Source organism: Pseudomonas sp. JR33AA, from assembly GCF_021378985.1.
Lineage (GTDB): Bacteria > Pseudomonadota > Gammaproteobacteria > Pseudomonadales > Pseudomonadaceae > Aquipseudomonas > Aquipseudomonas alloputida.
Genome location: NZ_JAJSAW010000065.1, coordinates 1 through 313, shown reverse-complemented (window position 1 = coordinate 313; position 313 = coordinate 1). Strand labels below are relative to the sequence as shown.

General features: G+C 59.4%; 1 protein-coding gene. It reads left to right on the top strand.

Annotated features, from left to right (window positions below; translation table 11 throughout):
• On the top strand, nucleotides 1-313 hold a 313-nt coding region (locus tag LVS58_RS25030), incomplete at both ends, for an immunoglobulin-like domain-containing protein (RefSeq protein WP_233693254.1).

Below are 313 nucleotides of genomic sequence, written 5' to 3'. Positions count from 1 at the left end.
CGTGGCCAAGCTGACCGCCACCCCTTCGGTCACCGAAGGCGGGGAGATCACCTACACCATCACCCTGACCAACAAAGACGGTCTGCCGATCAACAACCACAGTGCATTGACCTTCACGCTGAGCGACGGCAAAACCGTCATCACCGTGCCGGCCAACGGCACTAGCGGTTCGGTTACCGTGACTGCCCCGGACAACGTCTATGTCGGCGCTAACGACCCTGTCGTGAAGTCGATCGCTACCGTTGAAGGTGCAGATGTCGGTAAGTTCGAGCAGCTGACACTGGACAAGACCCCGGTCAGCACTACCGTCACT